The 16,467-nt window shown below is 69.1% G+C and carries 19 protein-coding genes; 4 read left to right on the top strand and 15 right to left on the bottom strand.

Annotated features, from left to right (window positions below):
• Positions 1-22: 22 nt before the first annotated feature.
• Positions 23-508 (bottom strand): ribosome maturation factor RimP, encoded by a 486-nt coding sequence (gene rimP, locus TSH58p_RS11500; protein ID WP_014238849.1) that lies wholly within the window; start codon positions 506-508, stop codon positions 23-25.
• Between the two features lie 304 nt (positions 509-812).
• On the opposite strand from rimP, the gene TSH58p_RS11495 reads away from it, so the two are divergent.
• Entirely contained in the window at positions 813-1,127 is a 315-nt protein-coding gene (locus tag TSH58p_RS11495) for an antibiotic biosynthesis monooxygenase (RefSeq protein ID WP_199230243.1), read from the top strand.
• On the opposite strand, the gene TSH58p_RS11490 is transcribed toward TSH58p_RS11495, so the two are convergent.
• From TSH58p_RS11490 to TSH58p_RS11440, 11 genes are all read right to left on the bottom strand, one after another.
• Positions 1,105-1,815, bottom strand: a complete 711-nt coding sequence (locus TSH58p_RS11490) for a tRNA (guanosine(46)-N(7))-methyltransferase TrmB (protein WP_109072611.1) — start codon at positions 1,813-1,815, stop codon at positions 1,105-1,107. The two genes, TSH58p_RS11495 and TSH58p_RS11490, sit on opposite strands and share 23 nt — an antisense overlap.
• A gap of 87 nt (positions 1,816-1,902) precedes the next feature.
• Positions 1,903-3,072 carry a methionine adenosyltransferase gene (gene metK, locus TSH58p_RS11485; protein ID WP_109072612.1) on the bottom strand — a complete coding sequence of 390 codons (1,170 nt, stop codon included), beginning with the start codon at positions 3,070-3,072 and terminating at the stop codon, positions 1,903-1,905.
• A gap of 255 nt (positions 3,073-3,327) precedes the next feature.
• Entirely contained in the window at positions 3,328-3,816 is a 489-nt protein-coding gene (locus TSH58p_RS11480; RefSeq protein WP_109072613.1) for a helix-turn-helix domain-containing protein, read from the bottom strand.
• A 113-nt stretch (positions 3,817-3,929) separates the two neighbouring features.
• Complete coding sequence (gene lnt, locus TSH58p_RS11475) at positions 3,930-5,531, bottom strand: apolipoprotein N-acyltransferase (protein WP_109469223.1); 1,602 nt, start codon at positions 5,529-5,531, stop codon at positions 3,930-3,932.
• 222 nt (positions 5,532-5,753) lie between these two features.
• Positions 5,754-6,671: a hemolysin family protein gene (locus tag TSH58p_RS11470; protein ID WP_199230120.1), complete on the bottom strand. Its 918-nt coding sequence runs from the start codon at positions 6,669-6,671 to the stop codon at positions 5,754-5,756.
• Positions 6,668-7,198 carry an rRNA maturation RNase YbeY gene (ybeY, locus tag TSH58p_RS11465; RefSeq protein ID WP_109070001.1) on the bottom strand — a complete coding sequence of 177 codons (531 nt, stop codon included), beginning with the start codon at positions 7,196-7,198 and terminating at the stop codon, positions 6,668-6,670. The genes TSH58p_RS11470 and ybeY overlap by 4 nt, the downstream gene beginning before the upstream one ends.
• Positions 7,198-8,280 (bottom strand): PhoH family protein, encoded by a 1,083-nt coding sequence (locus tag TSH58p_RS11460; protein ID WP_109070000.1) that lies wholly within the window; start codon positions 8,278-8,280, stop codon positions 7,198-7,200. The genes ybeY and TSH58p_RS11460 overlap by 1 nt, the downstream gene beginning before the upstream one ends.
• Positions 8,277-9,665, bottom strand: coding sequence for a tRNA (N6-isopentenyl adenosine(37)-C2)-methylthiotransferase MiaB (gene miaB / locus TSH58p_RS11455; protein ID WP_109069999.1), 1,389 nt, complete (start codon positions 9,663-9,665; stop codon positions 8,277-8,279). Before miaB ends, TSH58p_RS11460 begins: the two co-directional genes overlap by 4 nt.
• Positions 9,666-9,897: 232 nt before the next feature.
• Positions 9,898-10,731, bottom strand: a complete 834-nt coding sequence (locus TSH58p_RS11450) for a 1-acyl-sn-glycerol-3-phosphate acyltransferase (RefSeq protein ID WP_109069998.1) — start codon at positions 10,729-10,731, stop codon at positions 9,898-9,900.
• A 43-nt stretch (positions 10,732-10,774) separates the two neighbouring features.
• Entirely contained in the window at positions 10,775-11,599 is an 825-nt protein-coding gene (locus tag TSH58p_RS11445; protein ID WP_094301432.1) for a GNAT family N-acetyltransferase, read from the bottom strand.
• A 347-nt stretch (positions 11,600-11,946) separates the two neighbouring features.
• Complete coding sequence (locus TSH58p_RS11440) at positions 11,947-12,363, bottom strand: MucR family transcriptional regulator (protein WP_014238866.1); 417 nt, start codon at positions 12,361-12,363, stop codon at positions 11,947-11,949.
• A gap of 91 nt (positions 12,364-12,454) precedes the next feature.
• Between TSH58p_RS11440 and TSH58p_RS11435 the strand changes: the two genes are divergently transcribed.
• A complete protein-coding gene (locus tag TSH58p_RS11435) occupies positions 12,455-12,709 on the top strand; it encodes a sulfurtransferase TusA family protein (RefSeq protein ID WP_109069997.1) in 255 nt (84 codons plus the stop codon).
• A 3-nt stretch (positions 12,710-12,712) separates the two neighbouring features.
• On the opposite strand, the gene TSH58p_RS11430 is transcribed toward TSH58p_RS11435, so the two are convergent.
• Together TSH58p_RS11430 and tsaB are read right to left on the bottom strand one after the other, a co-directional pair.
• Positions 12,713-13,225, bottom strand: a complete 513-nt coding sequence (locus tag TSH58p_RS11430) for a GNAT family N-acetyltransferase (RefSeq protein WP_109069996.1) — start codon at positions 13,223-13,225, stop codon at positions 12,713-12,715.
• Positions 13,222-13,920: a tRNA (adenosine(37)-N6)-threonylcarbamoyltransferase complex dimerization subunit type 1 TsaB gene (gene tsaB, locus TSH58p_RS11425; protein ID WP_109069995.1), complete on the bottom strand. Its 699-nt coding sequence runs from the start codon at positions 13,918-13,920 to the stop codon at positions 13,222-13,224. Before tsaB ends, TSH58p_RS11430 begins: the two co-directional genes overlap by 4 nt.
• A gap of 101 nt (positions 13,921-14,021) precedes the next feature.
• Between tsaB and ddpX the strand changes: the two genes are divergently transcribed.
• Positions 14,022-14,588 (top strand): D-alanyl-D-alanine dipeptidase, encoded by a 567-nt coding sequence (gene ddpX, locus TSH58p_RS11420; RefSeq protein WP_109069994.1) that lies wholly within the window; start codon positions 14,022-14,024, stop codon positions 14,586-14,588.
• Positions 14,589-14,791: 203 nt separating this feature from the next.
• A complete protein-coding gene (locus tag TSH58p_RS11415; protein ID WP_109069993.1) occupies positions 14,792-15,847 on the top strand; it encodes a polysaccharide deacetylase family protein in 1,056 nt (351 codons plus the stop codon).
• A gap of 62 nt (positions 15,848-15,909) precedes the next feature.
• On the opposite strand, the gene TSH58p_RS11410 is transcribed toward TSH58p_RS11415, so the two are convergent.
• Positions 15,910-16,464: a NifU family protein gene (locus TSH58p_RS11410; protein ID WP_094301426.1), complete on the bottom strand. Its 555-nt coding sequence runs from the start codon at positions 16,462-16,464 to the stop codon at positions 15,910-15,912.
• Positions 16,465-16,467: the final 3 nt, after the last annotated feature.

The raw sequence follows: 16,467 nt of genomic DNA, 5'->3' as shown, positions 1-16,467 counted from the left end.
CGAGTGAAGCCCGGAGCGGCCGTCAACCCTGGCCCTGGCTGGCGCGGATCAGCTCATCCGTCAAAACCAGCTTGGCGCGCAGGATGTTGTCGAACTCCAGCCGGGCGGCTCCCTGTTCCGATTCGATGCACACGAGGCCGTCGTCGACGCCCTTCAGCATGCCCTTGAAGCGCTTGCGGCCATCGACGGCGAGCCGGGTCTCCAGCTTGGCCTCGAAACCGGCGAAACGCTCGAAATCCTTCAGACGGGTCAGCGGCCGGTCGATGCCGGGCGAACTGACCTCCAGCGTGTAGGCGCTCTTGATCGGATCTTCAACGTCGAGCACCGCGGAGATCGCGCGGCTGATGTCGGCGCAGTCTTCGACCGTCATGGGCGCGCCGTCTGCGCGTTCCGCCATGACCTGCAGAACCATGCGCTGCCCACCGGTCAACTGCACACGCACGAGTTCGTAGCCCATGGCCTCGACCGACGGCGTGATGATCTGCTCGATACGACCGGTTGCTTCCATTCCACCTGACCCGCCCCCGCGGTCTCCCCTGGCACAGCGCCTTGGGACCAACACGGGGATTCCATACGCTGATAAAAAAATAAGTGGGCCAAAGCCCACCCGCAAAGCGTCCCGCCGGCCCGGTTTCCCGAGCCGCCGATCCGTATGGGTTCATGCGGTGAATATAGACATTCCGGAGCAGGCCGCAAGCGCTTTTCCGCAAGGTCCTATGCCCGGCGCTTGGTGAGCGGGTCCGGCCGGGGTAAGGTCAAGCCTTCGGCGGCCGTCGCGCCGCACGGAAAACACCTTGAGAAGGCCGATCACCGTGATCCTTGAAACGGCCCTCCTGACGGTCAGGCCCGGCCAGGGCGGGGCCTTCGAACGGGCGATGGCCGAGGCGCAGCCCCTGATCGCCGCGACCCCGGGCTTCCTCGGGCTGGAGGTGCGGCCCTGCCTGGAGGCGGCGGACCGCTACCTTCTGCTCGTCCGCTGGGACCGGCTGGAGGACCACACCGACGGCTTCCGCGGGTCCGACCGCTACGCCCGCTGGAAGGCGCTGCTCCACCACTTCTACGACCCGTTCCCGGTGGTGGAGCATTACGGCGACCCGGTGGTGTCTACCCCCGCGCCTTGCGGATGAAGCGCATGAAGACCGGCTTGCGCCCGGCCTCGATGGCCTTCTCCTCATAGCGGGTGGGCGGCCAGTCCGCCGGGCGGTGGCGCCAGTCGGACGGGCCGCGCGCGGTCCATTCGAAATCCGGGTGCCGCACCGTGTGCTCCAGCATCCAGCGCACCAGCCCCATGTCGTCGCTGGCCAGACGCAGCTCCGCCCCGTCCTTCAGCACGCGCGCGAGGCGCGGCAGGTTGTCCGGGCCGATGAAGCGGCGTTCCCAGTGGCGCTTCTTCGGCCAGGGATCGGCGAACAGCACGAAGGCGCGCCCGATGGAGGCGTCCGGCAGGGCGTCGAGCAGCGGACGGGCGTCGTCCGGCAGGACCCGGACGTTGTCCTGCACGCCCTCGTCGTCGACGAGCTTGAGCAGGCCGGCCACGCCGTTGATGAAGGGCTCCGCCCCGATCACCCCGACATCGCGGTTGTTCGCCGCCTGCCACGCCATGTGGTGGCCGCTGCCGAAGCCGACCTCCAGCCAGACGTCGCGCATGGGGTTGGCGAACAGGGCGTGGGGATCGATGCGGTCGCCCGGCTGCGGCACCGGGATTTCCAGCGACGGCAGGAGCCCGTCGAGCAGTTCGGTCTTGCGCTTGCGGAGCGGACGCCCCTTGCGCCGCCCGTAGAGCCTCTTGGACGAGTCCAGGAAGGAGTCGGTCATCGTGACAGCAGGGTCCCAAAACGAACGCAGGGGCCGTGGGGCCCCTGCATCCCGGACGATCGGGTCCGGTCTTGGAAGAAGCCGCTCTTAGAAGAAAGCGGCGCGCAGGTCGTTGACGAGGTCGGTCTTCTCCCAGGAGAAGCCGCCGTCGGCCTCCGCATCGCGGCCGAAATGGCCGTAGGCGGCGGTGCGCGCGTAGACCGGACGGTTCAGGCCCAGATGCGTGCGGATGCCGCGCGGGGACAGGTCCACCAGCTTCTGCAGGACCTCCGACAGCTTGTCCTCGTCGACCGTGCCGGTGCCGTGGGTGTCGACATAGACCGACAGCGGCTTCGACACGCCGATGGCGTAGGAGAGCTGGATCGTGCAGCGGTCGGCCAGGCCGGCGGCGACCACGTTCTTGGCGAGGTAGCGCGCGGCGTAGGCGGCCGAACGGTCGACTTTGGTCGGGTCCTTGCCGGAGAAGGCACCGCCGCCGTGCGGGGCGGCACCGCCGTAGGTGTCCACGATGATCTTGCGGCCGGTCAGGCCGGCGTCGCCGTCCGGACCGCCGATGACGAAGCGCCCGGTCGGGTTGACGTAGAAGTTCGCCTCGTCGCACATCCAGCCGGCGGGCAGGCAGTTGATGACGTGCGGACGGACGATCTCGCGCACCTCCTCCTGCGTCAGGCCGTCGGCGTGCTGGGTGGAGACGACCACCGCGGTGGCGCGCACCGGCTTGCCGTTCTCGTACTGCAGCGTCACCTGGCTCTTGGCGTCGGGGCCGAGCTGCGGGGCGGCGCCGGAGTGGCGGGCCTCGGCCAGCGACTTCAGGATGGCGTGGCTGTAGTAGATCGGCGCCGGCATCAGGGCCGGGGTCTCGTTGCAGGCGTAACCGAACATGATGCCCTGGTCGCCCGCGCCCTCGTCCTTCTCACCGGCGGCGTCGACGCCGACCGCGATGTCGGCGGACTGGGAATGGACGAAGCACTTGACGTCCATCTTCTCCCAATGGAAGCCGTCCTGCTCGTAACCGATGTCCTTCACCGCGGCGCGGGCGACCTGGACCAGCATGTCGGGGGTGATGCTTTCCGGCCCGCGCACCTCACCGGCCAGAACGATCTGGTTGGTGGTCGCCAGGGTTTCCACCGCCACGCGGGCGTAGGGGTCGTGCGACAGGTACAGATCCACGATGGCGTCGGAGATGCGGTCGCACACCTTGTCCGGATGGCCTTCGGACACGGACTCGCTGGTGAACACGTAGTTGAGCTTGGCCACGGCGAACCTCGGCAATGGGCGGGGGCTATTTTACAGAATAATTTAGGAAGACCGGCGCAGCACCCACGGTAAGCCAGTCATTTTCCGTATGTGACAAGGTTTGCGTTCCAGGTCAAGCGATCTCCCCGAGGTTGGGGGAGAGCCACGGAAATTCGCCTAGAATAAACTTTGGGGAACGGGCCGGAGGGCCGCGTTCCCCAATCTTCCTGCCGTCCGGATTGCTTCCGGTTGCTCGGCTCGGGTCTCTGAACCGTGTTACTCGGCCGCTTCGACCATGCCGGAATTGGCAACGGCCTTGGTCAGCTCGAACAGGCGCTTGCGCACCGACGGGTCGTTGATGCGGTAGTAGGCGCGCACCAGCTCCAGCGTCTCGCGCTTGGCCATCGGATCGGGCTCGTAGCCGCTCGAACGCTCCTCGAAACCGGCGGCGCCGCTCTCGTCGTCGTCAACCGGGGCCGCGGCGGCTTCCGCCGGCATGTCGTCGAAGAAGAAGGACACCGGAACGTCCAGGACGCGGCTGAGGTCGAACAGGCGCGACGCGCCGATGCGGTTGGCGCCGCGTTCGTACTTCTGCACCTGCTGGAAGGTCAGGCCGATGGCCTCGCCCAGCTTCTCCTGGCTCATTCCGAGAAGGGTCCGGCGCAACCGGACGCGGGAGCCGACGTGAACGTCGATCGGGTTCGGCTTGCCCGTCTTGGGGCGACCGGCAGCGGCCCGGCGGCCCCGCGTTTCTGTTGCTGGCATTGCTCTAATTCCCTGAAACAGTTGTGCAACCTTGATACGACATATCCATGTATGCAGTCAAGGGCGCCCGAGCGCTCCCGATGCGCGTGATTGAAAAAAGAGTCTCGGTTGCGCTAACCGCGATGTCGTGTGCGCAGGCCCACCGCGAAACAGGTCAAAAGAAGCAACCCAAACGCGCCATCGCCCACTCGTCCGTAGAGAGTGGGGGTGGGCAGCGCTTCCGGCAAGGCCGCATCGACCACACCCCTGTGACCAAGCGGCAGCATGGCTGTGACACGGCCGTGGGAGTCCACCACGCCGGAGATGCCGGTGTTGGCGACGCGGACCAGCGGCATCCCCTCCTCCACCGCGCGGGTCCGGGCGATGGCGAAATGCTGGTGCGGCCCGGCGGTGTTGCCGTACCAGGCGTCGTTGGTCAGGTTCAGCATCCAGCGTGGCCGCCCGGCGCCGTCCTCCGTGGCGGGCAGGACGGCGCCGGGGAAGATCACCTCGTAGCAGATCAGCGGGCTGACCGGCGGCAGGCCCTTGAGATCGAGCGACACCGGACCCGGACCGGCGGAGAACTCCGCCCCGTTGCCGGCGATGGCCCCGACCGGCAGCCAGCGGCGCAGCGGCATGTATTCGCCGAAGGGCACGAGGTGGAACTTGTCGAAGCGCCCCGTCACCGCGCCGCTGCCGTCGACCGCCGCCAGGCTGTTGTAATAGAGGGGCGCGCCCTCCGGCCCGGCCTCCATGCGCGGCACCCCGGTGATGAGCAGCCCGCCGGGCGGGGTGACCGACCCCAGCGCCTGACGCAGGCTGGCGTCCTGGTCGAGGAACAGGGGCACGGCGGTCTCCGCCCAGATCACATGGGTGATCGGCTCGCGGGAGGGAGCGGCGGAGAACTCCATCTGCTGCTGGATGTTGCGCACCCGTTCGCCCGCCGCCCATTTCAGCCGCTGGTCGATGGCCGGCTGGACGAGCCGCAGCCGCACGTCCGGAACCGTCGCCTCCGACGCCCCGGCCAGCCGCAGCCCGCCCCAGGCGCCCAGCGCCGCGAACAGCGCCAGCCCGGCGGCCAGCGCGCCCCAGGCGCGGCGGCGCGGCACCGCCGCGTCGGCCAGCGCCGCCGGCAGCGACGCCACCAGCACGGTCAGCAGGCTGAGGCCGTAGACGCCGATCAGCGAGACGCCCTGCAGAACCGGCAGAAAGCCCGTCCAGCCATAGCCGACGAGGTTCCACGGGAAGCCGGTGAAGACATGGCCGCGCAGCCATTCGAACAGCGCCCAGGAGGCGGCGAACAGAACCACCCTCCCCAGCCCCTGCCCCAGTCCTCTGGCGCGGAGCATCCAGACCAGCAGCGTCGCGAAGCCGGAGAACATCGCCAGCAGGATCGGCAGCCCCGCCGCCGACAGCGGCAGCGCCCACCAGAAGCGTTCGATGTCGGTGAACAGCGCCGCGCTGATCCAGTAGAGGCCGAGCAGGTGGTGGCCGAAGCCGAAGAACCAGCCCACCGCGAAGGCCTGCCGCTTCGTCCGCGCCCCGTCGAGCAGCCAGAGCAGCCCCGGAAAGGCGATCAGCAGCAGCGGCACCGCGTCGGCCGGCGGCAGGGCCAGCGTCGCCAGCCCGCCGAAGCCCGCCGCCGCCAGCAGCCGACGCCAGCCGGCCAGCCCGGCCAGACCCGCGGACAGGCGGCCCAGCCGGGCCGGGGTGGTCGTCATGTCGGTGGCGGTCAAGGGGGGAACACTCCGGATGCGGGTGGGCCGGTGACGGCTGTCGGGGCGGGTGCTGGTCTGGAAACGGAATCACCATGAAGGCACAAGGGCACGAAGGCACAAGGGCACGAAGAAGGTCACAAAGCGCTCTCCGCTCCGCCCGTGATGCCGGGGATGCGGTAGAGCCTCTTTGTGCCGTCTTTGTGTCCTTCGTGTCTTCGTGGTGAAAAACCCTGCGGGGTTTTACCCGACCTCGGCCAGGGCGGAATTCTCGGCGGGCGCGGTTCGGACGCGCAGCCTTTTGATGCGGCGGGGGTCGGCCTCGACGATCTCGAACTCCAGGCCGGAGGGGTGGATCAGCGTCTCCCCCTTGCCCGGCACCCGCCCGGCCAGCGAAACGACGAGACCGCCGAGCGTGTCGATGTCCTCGCGCTCCTCCTCGGTCAGGAAGGTGCCGACACGGTCCTCGAAATCCTCGATGGAGACGCGGGCATCGGCGATGATCGAGCCGTCGGGACGTTCCACGAAATGGGGGGTCGCCTCCTCGTCGTGCTCGTCCTCGATCTCGCCGACGATCTCCTCGACCAGATCCTCGATGGTGACGAGGCCGTCGATGCCGCCGAACTCGTCGACCACCAGCGCCATGTGCTGGCGCTTCTGGCGCATCTGCACCAGCAGGTCGACCACCGGCATGCTGGGCGCGACGATGCTGAGATCGCGCACGATGTCCTTCAGCTCGACCGGCGTCCGGCTGGCCATCGCCACCAGCACGTCCTTGATGTGGACCATGCCGACGACGTCGTCGAGCGTTTCACGGAACACCGGCAGGCGGGAATGGGCTTCCTCCGCCATGCGCTGGACGAGGGCGGGGAACGGCGTGTCCACATCCACCGCGACGATGTCCGCGCGGGGCACCATCACGTCGTCGACGGTGCGGTCGCGCAGTTTCAGGATGTTGGCGAGCAGGGCGCGCTCGCCCGCCCCCAGCGATCCCTCGCCGCTGTCCTGATCCTCGATCAGGTCTTCGATCGTGGCGCGCAGGGTGGCGTCATCGCGCCCCCCCAAAACGGTCCTCATCCACCCGCGAAACAGGTGGCCCAAGGATTGTTGATCTTCGGCCCCGTCTTCACGGGGCGTTCGACTGTCGGAAATCTCGCTCATCGGTCCGGTGGTTGTTCGTCCAGGTTCGGCTCTCCGGGCGGAGAGCGCGTGGCGGCGTACGGATCGGCGATGCCGAGGGTCGCGAGCACGTCGGTTTCGAGCTGCTCCATCTCCTCGGCCTCGTCATCCGTCTCGTGATCATACCCGAGCAAATGAAGAACGCCATGCACCACAAGGTGGGTCATATGGTCCGAAGGGGTTTTACCCTGCTCGGCGGCTTCACGGGCGACGGTCTCCCAGGCCAGGATCACGTCGCCCAGCATGACCGGCGCGTCCTCGCCCAGTTCGGGCTCCTCCGCTTCGGTCAGGGCGAAGGACAGCACGTTGGTCGGCTTGTCCTTGCCGCGGTATTCGCGGTTCAGGCGGTGCACCAGCGCGTCGTCGGCCAGCACGACGGACAGCTCCGCCGGCCCTTCCTCCTCGTCGTAGGTGACGGAGAGCGCGGCGAGCGCGGCGCGTTCGCACAGCCATTCGGCGTTGTCCGCCCACTCGCCCGCTTCACGTGAAACGACGACATCGACGGCCATCACGGTGTTCCCTCCGCATCCGCGTCCGGCCCACCGTCGTCCGCGGCGGTGGTCCGCCGGGGGGCAGGCTTGCGCTGGGCGTCGGCGCGGGCGCCCTCGGCACGGTCATAGGCGCGGATGATGCGGGCGACCAGCGGGTGGCGCACCACGTCGGCGGCGGTGAAATGGACGAAGCGGATGCCCTCCACCCCCTCCAGGATGTCCAGCGCCTCGCGCAGGCCGGACTTGGCGCCGGCCGGCAGATCGGTCTGGGAGATGTCGCCGGTGACCGCCATGCGGCCCCCCTCGCCCAGGCGGGTGAGGAACATCTTCATCTGCATGGGCGTGGTGTTCTGCGCCTCGTCCAGGATGACGAAGGCGTTGGCGAGCGTGCGGCCGCGCATGAAGGCGAGCGGGGCGATCTCGATCTCGCCGGACTCCAGGCGCTTCTTCACCTGCTCCGCCGGCAGCATGTCGTGCAGCGCGTCGTAGAGCGGGCGCAGATAAGGGTCCACCTTCTCCTTCAGGTCGCCGGGCAGGAAGCCCAGCCGCTCCCCCGCCTCGACGGCGGGGCGCGACAGGATGATGCGGTCCACCTGGCCGGTGGTCAGCAGCGCCACCGCCTGGGCGACGGCGAGGTAGGTCTTGCCGGTGCCGGCCGGGCCGAGCCCGAAGACCATCTCGCTTTCCGCCAGAGCCTGGAGGTAGGCCGCCTGCATGGGGGAGCGCGGGGTGATCGCGCCCTTGCGCCGCGTGCGCACCGCGACCTCGCCCCGGCTGAGCGTCGCCAGATTCTGGTCGCGCAGGGCGCCGCCGACGCCGGTCGCCATGCGGACGGCGGCGTCCACCTCGCCGGTGCCGACGCTCATGCCGCGCTTCAGCCGCTCATAGAGGGCGTCGATGGCCGAACGGGCGGCTTCCGACGATTCCGCCGGACCGGCGATGGTCAGCGTGTTGCCGCGGGAAATCAGGGAGACGCCCAGCTGGTTCTCGATGCGGGCGAGGTGGCGGTCATGCTCCCCGTACAGCATCGGCAGCAGCCGGTTGTCGTCGAAGTTCAGATCAATCCGTTGATCCGGGCGTTGATCGGGCAAGCCGTTCAAACGGTCGCCTCCACGGGTTGCGTGCCGGTGGCGGAGCTGCGGTATTCACCGGTCGCCACGCTGCCGGCAAGGCTGTTCGGATGGGCGGCGTCGATGCGCACCTCGACGATGCGGCCGAGCAGCCGCTCGTTGGCGTCGGCGTGCACCGACTGCAGATAGGGGCTCTTGCCGAGAAGCTGGCCGGCGCGCTTGCCGACGCGGTCGAACAGGACCGGCACGGTGCGCCCGACGAAGCTCTGGTTGAAGGCCTGCTGCTGCGCGTTCAGCAACTGCTGGAGCGCGGCCAGACGGGCGTCCTTGACATCCTCCGGCAGCTGGCCGTGCTCCAGCGCCGCCGGGGTTCCGGGACGCGCGCTGTATTTGAAGGAATAGGCCTGGGCGTAGCCGACGTCGGTGACGAGGCGCAGGGTCGCCGCGAAATCGGCGTCGCTCTCGCCGGGGAAGCCGACGATGAAGTCGCCCGACAGCGCCAGATCCGGCTTGGCGGCGCGCAACCGGTCGACGAGGCGCCGGTAGTCGTCCGCCGTATGCTTGCGGTTCATCGCCGCCAGCACGCGGTCCGACCCGGCCTGCACCGGAAGATGCAGGTAGGGCATGAGCTGCGGCACCTCGGCGTGGGCGCGGATGAGGTCGTCCTCCATGTCGCGCGGGTGCGAGGTGGTGTAGCGGATGCGCTCCAGCCCGTCGATGTCCGCCAGTTCGCGGACCAGCCGCCCGAGGCCCCAGGTGGTGCCGTCCGGCCCCTCCCCGTGCCAGGCGTTGACGTTCTGGCCGAGCAGGTTGATCTCCCGCGTGCCGTTCGCGACGAGGCGCCGGGCCTCCGCCAGGATCTGGGCGCTGGGGCGCGAGAACTCGGCGCCGCGGGTGTAGGGCACCACGCAGAAGGTGCAGAACTTGTCGCAGCCCTCCTGCACCGCCAGGAAGGCGGAGACGCCCTGGCTGGCGCTCTCGTCCGGCAGGAAGTCGAACTTGGACTCCACGGGGAAGTCGGTGTTCAGCACGCTGCCCGCCTTGCGGCTGGCCTTGGCCACCATCTCCGGCAGGGTGTGATAGGTCTGCGGCCCGAACACCATGTCCACGAAGGGGGCGCGGGCGACGATCTCCTCGCCTTCGGCCTGGGCGACGCAGCCGGCCACGGCGAGGATCATCCGGCCGTCCCCGGCCTCGGCCTTGACGTCCTTGAGCTGGCGCAGCCGGCCCAGTTCCGAGAACACCTTCTCGGAGGCCTTTTCGCGGATGTGGCAGGTGTTGAGGATCACCATGTCGGCGCCGTCCGGCTCGTCCACCGGCCGGTAGCCCAGGGGTGCCAGGACATCCGCCATGCGGGCGGAGTCATAGACGTTCATCTGGCAACCCCAGGTCTTGATGAAGAGCTTCTTACTCAACGATCCCTTCCACAGCGCTGAACGATCCCGACCAACCGCGATCTGGGCCAACCGCGATCTCGACCAATACAAAAACGCGCGCCTGGACGGCACCGGTCCAAGCGGCGCAATCCGGCGCGCGACCCGCCGCGTCGCGGCATCGCACCCTGCCGATATGGTAGCACGAGTGCGGGAAAACGAGTCAATCGTGCCCGCAGGTCGTCTTTCCATTTCGTGGTGTGGAAAGTTTCCGTCACGGTGTTGCGGAAGGCAGCGGCCTTCCGGACACCGCGCGCTCGACGCCGCGGGCGACGGCGCGCTGGCAATGGTCGGCCAGGGCCTTGCGGCTGGAGAAGCCGTCGATGGTCACCGGGGGATGGAACTCCACCTCCACCGTCATGCGGCCCAGCGTGAAGACCGTCCACAGATGGGGGGCGAGATCCATGTCGCCGTACCACGCGTAACAGGGACGGAAGGCGATCCCCATCGGGATGCCGTCCAGCCGCGTCGGGGCGATGCTGACCGGCTGCACGGTCAGCGGCCGGTCCCCGATGCGCCGGGCGGCCACCGCGAACAGCGCCGTCTTGAAGGGGAGCGTGCGGTTGCCGTCGCTGGAGGTGCCTTCGGGGAACAGGATCAGGCTGTCGCCGGCGTCCAGCCGGGCGCCCAGCTCGTCCCGCTGCTTCTCCACCCCGGCGCGGGCCTTGCGCTCCACGAAGACGGTCTGCTGGAGCTTCGCCAGCGCCCCGAAGAAGGGCCAGCCGGCGACCTCGCTCTTCGCCACGAAGGAGCCCGGAATGACCGACCCCAGCACCGTGATGTCGAGGTAGGAGGAATGGTTGGAGACGAACAGCACCGGCCCGTCCGCCGCGCGCTCGCCGCGCACCACGACGCCGATGCCCAGGATGGCGGCGCAGACCCGGTGATAGAATCGCGGTATCCGGAAGCGCAGCGGCGACCGCAGCGCGACGGCCAGCGCCTGCACCGGGACCAGCAGGAGCGTCCACAGCACATAGGCGGCCAGACGCAGCCCGCCCCGCACCGACGACCCCATGGCACGCGCACCGGTTGCATCCACCGCCGTCATGCCATCCGTCTCCCGGTGCGCCCGCTTGCTGATGCGATGTGGGTCACGCGATCTGGGCGTCGCGGCTGCGCCGCTCGTAGTGCTTGGAGTATTTGTTGGTGATCAGGTCGGTCTTCACCACGATCGACACGTCGGTGGTGTTGAACTGGTGATCGATCACCGCGCCGTCGCCGATGAAGCCGCCCAGCCGCAGATAGCCCTTGATCAGCGGCGGCAGGACGGTCAGCGCGCGCTTCGGGTCGATCCGGTCGCGGGGCATCAGATCCATGCCGACATAGCGTTCCGGCAGCGCCACCGGGCGCAACTCCTCCGGAGCCAGATGGAAGTGATGCAGATAGGCGAGCGGCTCGGCCATCGCCACCGGGTCGGTGCCCGGCAGGCTGGCGCAGCCGAACATCACCGCGATGTCGTGGTGGAAGACGTAAGCCGCGATGCCGCGCCACAGAAGCTGCATGCTGCTGCCGCGCGTGCGGTAGGCGGCGTCGACGCAGGACCGGCCCAGCTCCAGGATCTCCCCCGGATAGCTGACCAGCCGGCCGATGTCGTATTCGTCGCTGGAATAGAAGCGCCCGGCCTTGGCCGCCGCCGGGCGGCGGATCAGCCGGTAGGTGCCGACCACGGATTCCGGGCCGTCGCCGCGGGCGTGGTCGATGACCAGCAGATGGTCGCAGATGGTGTCGAAATCGTCGAAGTCGCGATGGCGCGCGGCCATGTCCGGCGACGGCACCGCCGACATCTCCTCGTAGAAGACGCGGTAGCGCAACGCCTGGGCCCAGTCGATCTCGGCGGCGCTTTCGGCCAGCCGCACTTCGAGGGAGCCCATGCGCAGATCCGAAGAGCTGCCCTGGTCCGTGCCTGTATCAGCCATACTCGACGCTTCGCTGGCGTTGTTCGGGTCGCGGCAACCGCCGGTTCTCCATCCGGAGCCCGGTCGGGCACGGAACAGGGATAACACGAATGGCCGGTTGCCGGTCAACCGCGACGTGACGAACCCGTCCCCGGCAAGCCCGGATTCCGGGCAAGCCACAAGGTCCGGCCCCGGCGGACGGGGACGGCGGCAAGGCGGGACTGCGATGATCACGCGGGAGGGAAGAGACGGTCACATCCGGGCGGTGGGGTTCCGGGGCGGACCGGACCGAACGGCGGCGGTCCGCCGGACACCAACGCACAAGCCCATTGGACCTCAGGCCCATTGGACCTCAGGCCCGTTGAACCTCAGGCCGCGCCGCGGCGGGCGCGGGTGCCGAGACCGATCTGCTTGGCCAGCGAGCTGCGCTGGCGGGCGTAGTTCGGGGCGACCATCGGATAGTCGGCCGGCAGGCCCCAGCGGTCGCGGTATTCCTCAGGCGACATGTCGTAGGCCGTCTTCAGATGGCGCTTCAGCATCTTCAGCTTCTTGCCATCCTCCAGACATACAATGTAGTCGGGAGTGACGGACTTCTTGATGGGCACCGCGGGCTGCGGACGCTCCTCAGTCGCAACCGGCTCGGTCCCGACATTCGCGAGTGACTTGTACACCTGCTCAATCAGCGTCGGAAGATCGCCGAGAGCGACTGTATTGTTCGAGACATGCGCCGCCACGATCTCCGTGGTCAGAGACAACAGCGCGTTGGAAGGGTTACCATTGCTCATGTAAGCTTGCTCCGCAGCTTGGCGTTCCTCTCCATATAAAGAGGTTTGTGGCCGCGCGCAATATCCATCCTTTGCTCTTAAAGAGGAAGCAGTGTACGAAAAAAATTCTCCGGATTTGTTTTTGGACATCACCAGCGAGGTGTGCCCGTTAACCTTCGTCAAGACCAAGTTGTCGGTGGAGCGCATGGCGGCCGGGCAGACGCTTGAAGTCCGGCTGAACGCTGGCGAACCCTTGGAGAATGTACCCCGATCCTTAGCCGAACTGGGTCACTCCATTCTCGCCGTGACGCCCGAAAATCCGGATGAGCCGGACGGGGTGCACCGCTTGTTGATTCAAAAAGGTTAAGGTTTATTCGTCGGTGTACGAATACCGCAACACCAGGGCGGCAACCCTTCCGTCCACCCTGCGGTAATAGCCGGGACGACGGCCCACGGCAAAGAAACCACAGGATTTATACAGGGATTGCGCCATACCATTGTCTTCGGCGACTTCAAGGAACAGCGCGGTGGCGCCCAGCGCCCGCGCGCCGTCCAGCGCCGCCGCGACCAGCCGCCGCCCGGTGCCCTGCCCCCGCGCGTCGGCACGGACGCCGACGGCGATGATCTCGCCATCCTCCGCGGCGACCCGCGCCAGCAGGAAGCCGACCGGATCGTCGCCCTCCCCGTCCTCCCGCAAGGCCAGCACGGAGAAGAAGCCGGGCTGGCCGATCAGGCTGGCGACGGCCTCGCTGCCCCAGGGATCGTCGGGAAAACAGCCTTGCTGCAACGCCGCGATCACCGCGGCGTCGGCGAAGCCGGCGCTCTGAAGGCGGACCGGATGGGACGTCCTGGGGTGGGAGGTCTCGGACGGGGCCGCCGTCATGCCGTCTTCCGCGGCAGGGACACGTCGGGCGGACGCAGGTAGAAGGGCTGGGCCGGCAACCCGACCTCCCGCCGGGCGCCCAGGGCGGCGACCACGGCGGCGTCGGGCGTGCCCGGACCTTCGGCGAAGACGGTGTCGGCGCGCCCTTCCAGAAGCGGGCGCAGCGCCGCCGCCCCGTCCCCGGCGACCAGCAGCGGTTCGGCCGCGGCCCCGGTTCCAGCATCGCCGGAGAGCAGACCGTCCAGCCAGCCCGGCACCGCGGCGGGCTCCAGCATCGCCGGTTCGCCGAACGGCGTCAGGTCCGGATGGAACAGTTGCAGGAACGGCTCGCTGCGGCGGGAGTCCACGGCGACCAGCAGGGCGCGGCCGTCCCGCTCCGCCTCCGGCAAACCATGGGCGATCGCGTCGAAGCTGGTGACGCCGACCACCGGCAGCCCGGCGGCCAGGGCGAAGCCGCGCGCCGCGGCCAGAGCGATGCGCAGCCCGGTGAAGGCGCCCGGCCCGACGGTCACCGCGATGCGGTCCAGCGCGTCGAAGGCGCAGCCGGCCTCCGCCAGCGCGGCCTGCGCCAGGGGCACCAGCGCTTCCGCCTGCCCACGGGCCATCGGCTCGCGCCGCCGCACCGTGACGGCACCGTCGTCCCACAGCGCGGCGGAACAGCCGGAAGTCGCCGTGTCCAGTCCCAGAACTCTCATCGCCTCACACGCGTCGTCGGATCCGCCATCTTCAAAGCCCCACTTCAAGCCTGGGTCAAGAGCGTGATAGACAGCCCCGACCTTCCCTGACGGCATGGATCATGCTCACACCCATCGCACCACCGGACTTCGACGTCGACATCGAGCTTCTGTACGCCACGCCGGACAACCTGACCGGGGTGCCCATCTACCGGCACCCGCATTGCCTGCTGCACCCCGACGCGGCGGCGGCGCTGCGCGCGGCGATCCGGCTGGCGCGCGGCATCGGCTGCCGGTTGCGGCTGTACGATGCCTTCCGCCCGGTCGAGGCGCAATGGGCCTTGTGGCGGGCGCTGCCCGATCCCTCCTACATCGCCGATCCGTCGGGCGGCTCCACCCATTCCCGCGGCATCGCGGTGGATCTGACGCTGGCCGACGGGACCGGGCGCCCGCTGGACATGGGCACCGGCTTCGACGACATGACCGAGCGGTCCCACCATGGCCGCACCGACCTGACCACGGAGCAGCAGCGCAACCGCGCCGCCCTTCTCGGCGTCATGACGGCGGCGGGCTGGCGGCACTACAGCTGCGAGTGGTGGCACTATCAACTGCCGGACGAGCAGCGCTACCCCCTGCTGACCGACGCCGCGCTTGGCGGTCTGATGATGGGCGGCCTGACGATGGGCTGACCCCCGCCGGCCCGGTCCTCGGGCGCCGGCTCCGCGGCCGGATGTCACAGGGGTTGTTGCAAGGCTGCATCACGACGGCGCCTGAAGCGCACCGTATGTGTTGCGGACTTGTTCCCGGCGGCGTGCCTGTGCCACATCAGCCGTGGCGCAGTCCGGACCACCCGTCCGGCCGCGCGACCGTTCCGGACCCACGACAGGCCGCCATGCCGTTCCGCCGCGCCGCCACCCTCTTCGCCGTGGCCGCCGCCTGGGCTTTCCAGGCCCTGGCGGGAAGCCCAGGCGTTGCGGCGCCCGGCGTTGCGGCGGATGGCACGGCGAACACCGCCGTCGTCTTCGCCTACGACCGGTTCGGCGAGGACCAGACCCCGTCCATCAGCATCCGGATCGACCAGTTCGAAGCCCATCTCGACGAGCTTCAGGACGGCGACTATCAGGTCCTGCCCCTACCCCGCATCCTGGAGGCGCTGCGCAGCGGCGCGCCGCTGCCCGACCGGACGGTCGCCATCACCATCGACGAGGCCAGCCGCTCCGCCTTCCGCGAGGCGTGGCCGCGGCTGAAGGCGGCGGGGCTGCCCTTCACCCTGTTCGTGGCGACCGACGCCATCGACCGCGGATCGCCCGCCCACATGACCTGGGCGGAGGTCCGGCAGCTCGCCGCCGCCGGGGTCACGCTGGGCGGGCTCGGCGCCTCCACCCAGTCGCTGGTGTCCCGCCCCGCCGACGAGGTGAGGGCGGAGCTGCGCCGCATGGCCGACCGCCTGCAGGCGGAGACCGGGCAGCGCCCCACCCTGTTCGCCTACCCGCAGGGCGAGGTGTCGTCGGCGGTGCGGACCATCGTGACGGAGCAGGGCTTCGCGGCGGCCTTCGGCCAGCAGTCCGGCGTCCTGCACCCGCAGGCCGACCGGGCGGCCCTGCCCCGCTTCGTGATGAACGAGAGTTTCGGCAGCGTGGACCGCTTCCGGCTGGCCGCCAACGCGCTGCCGCTGCCGGTGACCGACCTGACGCCCGACGATCCGCTGTTGGCCGTCAACCCGCCGTCGATCGGCTTCACCGTGTCGGACGAGGTCGGCGACATCGCGCGGCTGGCCTGCTTCGCCGCCGGCCAGGGCCGCACCACGCTGGAGCGCGTGACGGAGGACCGGGTGGAGGTGCGCATCCGCGACCCCTTCCCGCCGGGCCGCACGCGCGTGAACTGCACCCTGCCCGCCCCCGAAGGGCGCTGGCGCTGGCTGGGCATGCAGTTCGTGGTTCCGGAATAGGCGCGGGGGCACGCCGGCGGGCGCGGTCCGCCGGTGCCGACCGCGCCCGTCCGGTGGTGCCGTCAGCGGACGGCGCGGACCTCGACCACCTCGGGGATGTAGTGGCGCAGCATGTTCTCGATGCCGGCCTTCAGCGTGGCGGTGGAGCTGGGGCAGCCGGAGCAGGCCCCCTTCATCTCCAGATACACCACGCCTTCCTCGAAGCCGTAGAAGGTGATGTCGCCGCCGTCCTGGGCCACCGCCGGACGCACGCGGGTGTCCAGCAGCTCCTTGATCTGGGTGACGATCTCGTCGTCGTCCGCGCTGGCGGCGTGGCCGTCGCCGGCCGCCTCTTCCAGAAGCACCGGGCGGTTGGCGGTGAAATGCTCCATGATGACGCCGAGGATCGACGGCTTCAGCAGGAACCACTCCTTGTCGCCGGCCTTGGTGATGGTCACGAAGTCGGCGCCCAGGAAGACGCCCTGCACGCCGTCGATCTCGAACAGCCGCTGGGCCAGCGGCGAAGCGGCGGCAACATCGCGGGACGGAAAGTCCGCGGTGCCGCGTCCGAGCACGTCACGCCCCGGCAGGAACTTGAGAGTCGCCGGGTTGGGCGTCTGCTCGGTCTGAATGAACATGGT

The sequence above is a fragment of the Azospirillum sp. TSH58 genome (genome assembly GCF_003119115.1).
Classification (GTDB): Bacteria; Pseudomonadota; Alphaproteobacteria; order Azospirillales; family Azospirillaceae; genus Azospirillum.
The sequence above is the reverse complement of the archived record's forward strand: the minus strand, read 5'-3'. Positions and strand labels throughout refer to the sequence as shown.

Excerpts from the sequence above, each read along its gene's own strand:
- TSH58p_RS11450 (WP_109069998.1), bottom strand. The coding sequence starts at position 10,731 with ATGACGGCGGTGGATGCAACCGGTGCGCGTGCCATGGGGTCGTCGGTG.
- TSH58p_RS11440 (WP_014238866.1), bottom strand. The coding sequence starts at position 12,363 with ATGAGCAATGGTAACCCTTCCAACGCGCTGTTGTCTCTGACCACGGAG.
- tsaB (WP_109069995.1), bottom strand. The coding sequence starts at position 13,920 with ATGAGAGTTCTGGGACTGGACACGGCGACTTCCGGCTGTTCCGCCGCG.
- rimP (WP_014238849.1), bottom strand. The coding sequence starts at position 508 with ATGGAAGCAACCGGTCGTATCGAGCAGATCATCACGCCGTCGGTCGAG.
- TSH58p_RS11415 (WP_109069993.1), top strand. The coding sequence starts at position 14,792 with ATGCCGTTCCGCCGCGCCGCCACCCTCTTCGCCGTGGCCGCCGCCTGG.
- TSH58p_RS11490 (WP_109072611.1), bottom strand. The coding sequence starts at position 1,815 with ATGACCGACTCCTTCCTGGACTCGTCCAAGAGGCTCTACGGGCGGCGC.
- TSH58p_RS11430 (WP_109069996.1), bottom strand. The coding sequence starts at position 13,225 with ATGACGGCGGCCCCGTCCGAGACCTCCCACCCCAGGACGTCCCATCCG.
- TSH58p_RS11480 (WP_109072613.1), bottom strand. The coding sequence starts at position 3,816 with ATGCCAGCAACAGAAACGCGGGGCCGCCGGGCCGCTGCCGGTCGCCCC.
- TSH58p_RS11470 (WP_199230120.1), bottom strand. The coding sequence starts at position 6,671 with ATGAGCGAGATTTCCGACAGTCGAACGCCCCGTGAAGACGGGGCCGAA.
- ddpX (WP_109069994.1), top strand. The coding sequence starts at position 14,022 with ATGCTCACACCCATCGCACCACCGGACTTCGACGTCGACATCGAGCTT.
- TSH58p_RS11445 (WP_094301432.1), bottom strand. The coding sequence starts at position 11,599 with ATGGCTGATACAGGCACGGACCAGGGCAGCTCTTCGGATCTGCGCATG.
- ybeY (WP_109070001.1), bottom strand. The coding sequence starts at position 7,198 with ATGGCCGTCGATGTCGTCGTTTCACGTGAAGCGGGCGAGTGGGCGGAC.
- TSH58p_RS11410 (WP_094301426.1), bottom strand. The coding sequence starts at position 16,464 with ATGTTCATTCAGACCGAGCAGACGCCCAACCCGGCGACTCTCAAGTTC.